The organism is Pseudomonas sp. HMSC063H08 (assembly GCF_001813645.1).
In the GTDB taxonomy this organism is placed as follows: domain Bacteria; phylum Pseudomonadota; class Gammaproteobacteria; order Pseudomonadales; family Pseudomonadaceae; genus Pseudomonas; species Pseudomonas aeruginosa.
Genome location: NZ_KV813553.1, coordinates 1 through 695 on the forward strand (window position 1 = coordinate 1; position 695 = coordinate 695).

At 62.7% G+C, this 695-nt stretch carries 1 protein-coding gene; it reads right to left on the bottom strand.

From position 1 onward, the window contains the following. Positions 1–695: secretin N-terminal domain-containing protein (locus HMPREF2924_RS24900; RefSeq protein WP_177344967.1), on the bottom strand; the 695-nt coding region annotated here is incomplete at both ends.

The following is a 695-nucleotide window of genomic DNA, read 5'->3' on the forward strand; positions in this document are numbered from 1 at the left end:
GCCCAGGCGCTGTTGGCGGTATCCAGGATGCTCACGGAGCCGGAGATCGCACTTTGGTCGATGCCCGGCATGGTGTTCTTCAGGCCGATGCCCCACTTGTTGTTGAGCGACTTGTAGACCAGGTTCCAGTCGATCCCCAGTTGATCCTTGTCGGTCAGGGCGACCGAGAGCACGTTGACGTTCAGCAGCACCTGCTTGGTGATGCTCTCGTTCTCCCGGTTGACCAGCTGCTGGACGCGGTTGAGGACCTCTGGTCGGTCGGTGACGGTCAGGGTGCCCGTGGCACGCGACAGCGACATGCGTCCCATGCTCGGCGTCAGCATCGAGTTGATGCTGTTCTCGATGTCGCTGAGGATCGATGTCTTCAGCTCCGAGCTGGTGGTCTGCTTGCTGCCGGAGTCGCCGCTGATGCCGGAGCTGCCATTCTGTCCGGTGGATCCGGAGCCGTCCCCGCTGATGCCGGCGGCCGTCGTCATACCGGAACGCACGGTGGAGTCCACCGTGTTGACGTCGTCGAAGGCGTAGATGCGGAAGGTCCGAGTGTCCAGGTAGTAGAACTCGACCCGTTTCTCGGTTGGGTTGTAGCGCCAGGACACGCCGGCGCGGGCGGCGATGAGATCGAGGAACCCGCTGACCTTGCCGTTCCATTTGATGTTGTACAGAGACCGCGGGCCGTAGGACCCGAAGCTCGACCC